General features: G+C 40.8%; 5 protein-coding genes, 1 pseudogene and 1 riboswitch. Of the genes and pseudogenes, 2 read left to right on the plus strand and 4 right to left on the minus strand.

Features of this window, described 5'->3' with window-relative positions; translation table 11 throughout:
* Positions 1 to 35: 35 nt before the first annotated feature.
* Positions 36 to 1346 (minus strand): diaminopimelate decarboxylase, encoded by a 1311-nt coding sequence (gene lysA, locus LMB56_RS05650; RefSeq protein WP_229283826.1) that lies wholly within the window; start codon positions 1344 to 1346, stop codon positions 36 to 38.
* 91 nt (positions 1347 to 1437) lie between these two features.
* Positions 1438 to 1617, minus strand: a riboswitch (Lysine riboswitch).
* Between the two features lie 207 nt (positions 1618 to 1824).
* On the opposite strand from lysA, the gene LMB56_RS05655 reads away from it, so the two are divergent.
* The gene (locus LMB56_RS05655) at positions 1825 to 3183 is read left to right on the plus strand and encodes an aspartate kinase (RefSeq protein ID WP_229283825.1); all 1359 of its coding nucleotides are present in this window, start codon (positions 1825 to 1827) and stop codon (positions 3181 to 3183) included.
* A 12-nt stretch (positions 3184 to 3195) separates the two neighbouring features.
* Positions 3196 to 4182, plus strand: a complete 987-nt coding sequence (gene dapF / locus LMB56_RS05660) for a diaminopimelate epimerase (RefSeq protein ID WP_229283824.1) — start codon at positions 3196 to 3198, stop codon at positions 4180 to 4182.
* Between the two features lie 80 nt (positions 4183 to 4262).
* Here dapF and LMB56_RS10485 read toward each other — a convergent pair whose 3' ends face one another.
* From LMB56_RS10485 to LMB56_RS10490, 3 genes and pseudogenes are all read right to left on the minus strand, one after another.
* On the minus strand, positions 4263 to 4823 hold the full coding sequence (locus LMB56_RS10485; RefSeq protein ID WP_324294728.1) for an LPXTG cell wall anchor domain-containing protein: 561 nt from the start codon (positions 4821 to 4823) through the stop codon (positions 4263 to 4265).
* 27 nt (positions 4824 to 4850) lie between these two features.
* A pseudogene (locus LMB56_RS10600) lies at positions 4851 to 4922 on the minus strand (hypothetical protein); the annotation flags it as partial.
* An 84-nt stretch (positions 4923 to 5006) separates the two neighbouring features.
* Positions 5007 to 6240 (minus strand): mucin-binding protein (locus tag LMB56_RS10490; RefSeq protein WP_324294729.1); only part of this gene is annotated, 1234 nt, incomplete at its 5' end.

Consider the following 6240-nt stretch of genomic DNA (forward strand, 5'->3'; position numbering starts at 1 on the left):
ATTATTTACCTCTTTATTCCTTTATATATGTCAAATTATTGTTGGTATGGTTCATCCAAATGAATTAAATCATCATAGGTTTCTCGTTTAATTACAACCTGGGCTATGCCTTTTTCTGCAAAGACAACTGCTGGACGAGGATTCCGATTATAATTTGAAGCCATTGAATAGCCATAAGCACCAGTATCAAGCATTGCCAAAACATCCCCTGGTTTCGTAGCCGGTAATGCCTGATTCTGACTAAGGATATCACCAGACTCGCAATACTTTCCTGCCACCCGAACATGTTCAACCACTTCTGCTCGAGGATTATTTGCTAAGACCGTTTCATATTGTGCTTCATAAAGTGCTGGACGAATGTTATCGCCCATCCCTCCATCAACTGTTACATATGGCTTCAATCCTGGTACATCTTTACGTGATCCAACAGTATAAAGATTATAGCCAGCAGGTCCCGCGATTGAACGTCCTGGTTCTATCCAGATTGCCGGCATGGCAAGGTTTGTTTCTTTAATTTCAGTTTTGATGGCCTTAATAATTGCTGCCACAAATTCTTCTGGAGCAAGTGGTGTATCATCTTTTACATAACGAATTCCAAAGCCACCTCCAACGTTAATCACAGCAGCTTGGTAGTTGAATTTTTCTTGCCAGTGGGCGGCAACTTCAACTAACTTCTTAGCTACTCCTTCAAATCCCGCAAGTTCAAAAATCTGTGAACCAATATGGGCATGCAATCCTTTCATTTGCATCCGGGGATTTTCAAGAACTTTTGCTAACGCCTCATCTGCCTGTCCTGATTGAAGATCAAATCCAAATTTACTGTCAACTTGACCAGTTTGAATGTACTTATTTGTATGAGCAGAAATTCCAGGAGTAATTCGCAACATCACATCAACATGCGCATCATGCTCTTCCAAAACGTCTGCCAGCAATTCAATCTCATGGAAGTTATCAATCATAATTGTTCCCACGTGATGGTCAATTGCCATTTCTAATTCTTCCCGTGATTTATTGTTTCCGTGAAAACTAACATCAGCCATTGGAAAGCCAGCTTTGATTGCCGTATACAATTCACCACCAGAAACAACATCAACATGCGCACCTTCTGCAGCAACCACTTGATACATTGCGATTGCTGAAAAAGCTTTACTAGCATAGCTAACTGCATAATCAACACTGTTTTCTTCAAAAACCTGCTTAAATGCTCGGATCTGGTGACGAATTTGTTGAACATCATAAACAATTAACGGGGTACCAAACCGGTGAGCTAAATCAATCGCATCACATCCCCCAATTGTTAGGTGACCAGCGGCATTTAATTGTTGATCAGTAATCTGTTCGTTCATTTGTAATTCCTCCATGAGATTTGTAGTAAAGAGGCTATAAAAAAATCCACTGTCTGCGCAAACAAACAGCGGAATTCACTTATCCATTCTGATTTGTCGATAGCGCAACGCAGGCTCGTATTGTCCTGCGACAGTCCGTAGCTTGTTCAACTACGACCCAGCTGCTTAATATGCCAAACTAAGCGCTTCGGCAACTTCCCTGTTCAACTAACCTCAATGTCTTGGCGAACTAAATTAGTTTACTAGTGTCGGTTGCGCCTCTTCGATTTATACATAGCTTATAAGTCTTTTATGAGAATGTCAATACAAATAATTAAATTTAAAAAAGTTTTTTTAATCCATTAGATGTAAGAAAGTTTATTTTACTAAACTTTCGTAACTTAAAAGCTTGCATGTCACCCCTAATGTGTTAGAATTCGATTAAATTATTTTAGAGATAAATTAGCAACCCTAATTATCTCAAAGGAGTATTTTAAGTATGAAAGTCGTAAAGTTTGGTGGAAGTTCTCTGGCTAATGGAGAAGCCTTTCAAAATGCAATTAATATTATTACCTCTGACCCACAACGACGGGTAATTGTCACTTCTGCGCCGGGTAAACGTTTTGCCGATGATATTAAGGTTACTGACTTATTGATTAAATATGCCCAAGCAGTAATTGCAGGCCAAAATCCCCAAGCAATCGTTGAACAAATTTTAAATCGATATCAAGAGATTGCTGCTTATTTTGGCTTACCAGCAGACAAATTAGTTCCGCTAGCTGAACGATTGGAAGGCCTTCCTAACCATACGTATCCAAATGATAACTATCTCTTGGCCGCTTTCAAAGCTCATGGTGAACGTTTAAATGCCCAACTAATGGCCATCCTTTTGCAGCATTTAGGTTATGAAGCACGTTTTGTGACACCAAGTGAAGCTGGTATTATCGTTACTGGAACGCCCAATAATGCTAATGTTATCCCAGAAACATATGCAAACTTGAGTCATTTTACGTTTAATGAGCACGAATTATTAGTATTCCCTGGTTTCTATGGGCTTACCCTTGCCGGACACATTGCTACTTTTTCCCGTGGCGGTTCTGATATCACCGGTGCAATTCTCGCGCGCGGTCTTCACGCCTCCACTTATGAAAATTTCACCGATGTTGATGCTATTTACTCAGCCAATCCACAAATTGTTGATCATCCGCAACCAATTACTACCATGACTTACCGGGAAATGCGGGAACTATCTTATGCTGGTTTCTCCGTCTTTCACGATGAAGCATTGATTCCTGCCATTCAAGGAAATATTCCAATCAATGTTCGTAATACTAATGATCCTGAAAAGCCAGGAACAATGATTGTCCCTGATAAAGATTTTCAACCAAGCGACATTGTAACGGGGGTCGTGAGCGGAAAACACTTTGCAGCCCTCTACCTTCACAAATATCTTCTTAACAAGCAGGCAGGTTTCACTCTTCGTATTCTTGAAATTCTCGCAAAGCATAACGTCTCATACGAACATATGCCTTCCGGAATCGATGATATAACAATTATCCTTGATCGAAACGCAATTAATGACCAGTTAATCGATACCATCTGCAATGAAATTCAAGAAGTGATTAATCCCGACCGTTTAGAATGGATTGATAATTATGCAATTACCATGGTTGTTGGTGAAGGTATGCGTAATCGCACGGGGGTAATCGATGATATTTTAATGCCCCTAGCCGAAAAACACATTGCGGTTCCCATGATTAATCAAGGAGCTTCACGAATTGCAATTATGATTGGGACATATAACGAAGATGCAGATGAAGCTGTTCGAGCTATCTATCATCGCTTTTTTGCAAATTAGGAGGAACTATTTATGGTGCAATTATTAAAAGTACACGGATCACAAAATGCCTTTTTTATCCTTGACCAAACGCAACTGACCAATCCCCTTACCGATGAAGAATTAGTTTCATTTACCCAGCAAATAACCGATGCACAAAATGGCGTTCTCGGTGGTGCTGATGGTGTGTTAGTTGTTAACCATCCAACTAGACCAGGATCAGCAGCACAAATGCGGGTAATCAACGCAGATGGCAGCGAGGCCTCAATGTGCGGTAATGGTTTAAGAACGGTTGCTCGCTATGTAGCAGAACGTGATAATTTAACCGATTTTAAAGTCGATACAATGAATGCTAGTCTTCGTGTTCGGCAGCATGAAGACCTTGCACCCGGAGTTCCCGCTTTTGCCGTTGAAATTTCACCAGTAAAGTTTGACCGCACTGCTTTGCCATTTGATAATCTTGGTCATGAGCGCCTGTTAGACACCCTTGTCCCTGAATTATATCCTAGTCTCCGTTTTTCAGCCCTTGCTGTTCCTAATCCCCACTTAATTAGTTTTGTTAGTATGGAAGAACTAAATGGTCCAGCGCTTAAAGAATTAGGTACACGGTTAAATAGTGATAATCCTTACTTCAGCGATGGAGTAAATGTTAACTTTGGCCATATTCTCGGTCATAACAAACTCTTTGTAAAAACGTTTGAACGAGGAGTCGGCTTTACAAATGCTTGTGGGACAGGTATGTCTGCCACTAGCCTCGCTTTAACCCTCACTCATCCAGACGCAGCATCATTTAATGAACCAATTAGTGTTTACAATCCTGGTGGCATGGTCAAAACAATTCTTCACCGTGATGACTACAACTACTGGATCGAATTAATCGGTAATGCTACGTTTACTCACACTCTTACCGTAGATGAATCATCTTTACACGCAGTCGATCTAGCTGACCTTCGTAAAAACGTTGTCGAAAGCAATGAAAATCAAGCTTACCAGACATTCGTTGACTCATTATCATTTTAATTTAATCGCAAAAAGCCGAGGTTAAGAAATTTCTTAGCCTCGGCTTTTTCACTTATTCGATGTGACAAACAATAAATTAATTATTCTTTACGACGCTTTTTACCAAATGCCAATAAGCCTGCAACTCCTAAGGCAAGTAAACCTAAGATTCCTTCGTGCTTTAATTGTTCATTGCCAGTTTGCGGTAATTGAGCAGCTTGTTTTTGTGCTACCGGTGTGGTGGCATTAGCGTTGTTTACATTGCTTGTTGCTGGAAAAGCATTTTGTCCATTAGTAGGAATATTACCATTTCCAGCTGGTGTTGTAGTTGGCGTCATTGGTCTTGCTGGTGTCTCTGACTGTGGTGTAGTTGGATTGCCAGTATTACCATTTGGAGTGCCATTTTCATTAGGGGTGGTTGGCCCAATTGTTTTTTCGTTTGGCGTGTAAACTACTGGAGTATTTTCACCCGAATTCTCAGGAGTTACCGTTGAAACATTTGGTGTATATCCTGGAATTTCCGGTACTGGTTCATTTGGCGTCACTTCAGTTGGATTATTCGGGTTCGTTGGGTATTGCGGTTGTGGAATATTTGGCAATGGCTTCCCATCTGGACCTACTGGAATAATGTGACCGTTTGGCGTGTACGTTACCGTAACCACCTTATTTAAGTCATCAGGAGTGATCGTTGCACCACCAGCAATGGCCTTGTCTGCGTGATAACCCGCTACTACTGGTGTATTAACATTTAAAACGATTATATAATTTTTTTGTTAAAACATGAATAAAAAAAGGTCTCGAGTTAACGAGGCCTTTTTGTTGTAGTCAAGCTATTTAGTTACATTTTATTTTTCCTTGCGACGCTTTTTACCGAGAGTTAATAGTCCCGCAAATCCTAACGCTAATACTCCTAGAAGTCCTTCATATTTAAGTTGTTCATTACCTGTTTGTGGCAATGCCTTCGCTGATTGTTTTGAAGGTTGAGTATTAGTATTCTGATTTGAAGTCTTGTTACCATTCTGAGAAGGCACATCAACTTTAGATTCTGGAGTCGTTGATGTTCCCGGAACTTTTGGTGTCACATTATTCTCATCAGTTGGAGTTGATGGAGTATGGTTACCGTTGTCTCCGCCATTATCACCTGGTGTAGTTGGAACTACTGGCGTTTCTGGAGTATAGGTCACAGGTGTATCTTCTCCAGGATTAGTTGGAGTAACTGTAGGTACATCTGGGGTATATCCAGGCACAGTTGGAACAGGTTCATTTGGCACTACCTTTGTTGGATCCGTTGGATCTGTTGGGTATTGTGGAGTTGGCACATTTGGAATTGGATTACCGTTAGGATCAACTGGAATAATCTTACCATTTGGTGCATAAGTAACCGTTACTTCTTGATCTTCCATCGTTACTGTTGTCCCATCAACTTGTGCCCGATCTGCATGATAACCTTCTACAACTGGTGTCCGCACATCGTTATAACTAGCCTTGTTACTTACCCATTCTGTTGAGCTGATGATCTTACCAGTTACATTGTCAACTGTAATGGAACGAGTCCATTGTGCATTTTGAACATTGTCAGCTGGATTCTTAGCTCCTGCTCCAACATAGTGAACGGTAAACTTAACATCCTTAAGATAATCAACATCTTCATTGGTTACCTTAGGTCCATCTGGATAGTTAGGATTAATTGGTTCACCTGGAGTACCTGGCTTGTCAGGCTTGAAAGTCGTAGTTCCGTGCTTCAAGACTACCGTGTAAGTTTGTGTAGTATTATCATCATTATCAAATACCGCACCAGTTGGGAATCCATCGCTTACTAAGACATATCCTTGATCTTCAAGTTGCTTAATCGTTGCAGCAGTACTGTAATCGATTGCGCTACCAGCCTTACCAGTTAAGTTACCAGATGTTGCGATTTGCGCATTATTGTTATCTTGATCAACATAATTAACAACGGCATTTTGGTCGTTAACTACTGGTACTACTGGGTTGTATGGTACCGGCGTATCCTTACCTGGGTCCGTTGGCGTAACCGTTGGAACACTTGGAGTGTAACCAGGAATTGTTGGTACTGGTTCA

Origin of the sequence: Limosilactobacillus reuteri (assembly GCF_020785355.1) — a bacterium.
In the GTDB taxonomy this organism is placed as follows: Bacteria; Bacillota; Bacilli; order Lactobacillales; family Lactobacillaceae; genus Limosilactobacillus; species Limosilactobacillus reuteri_I.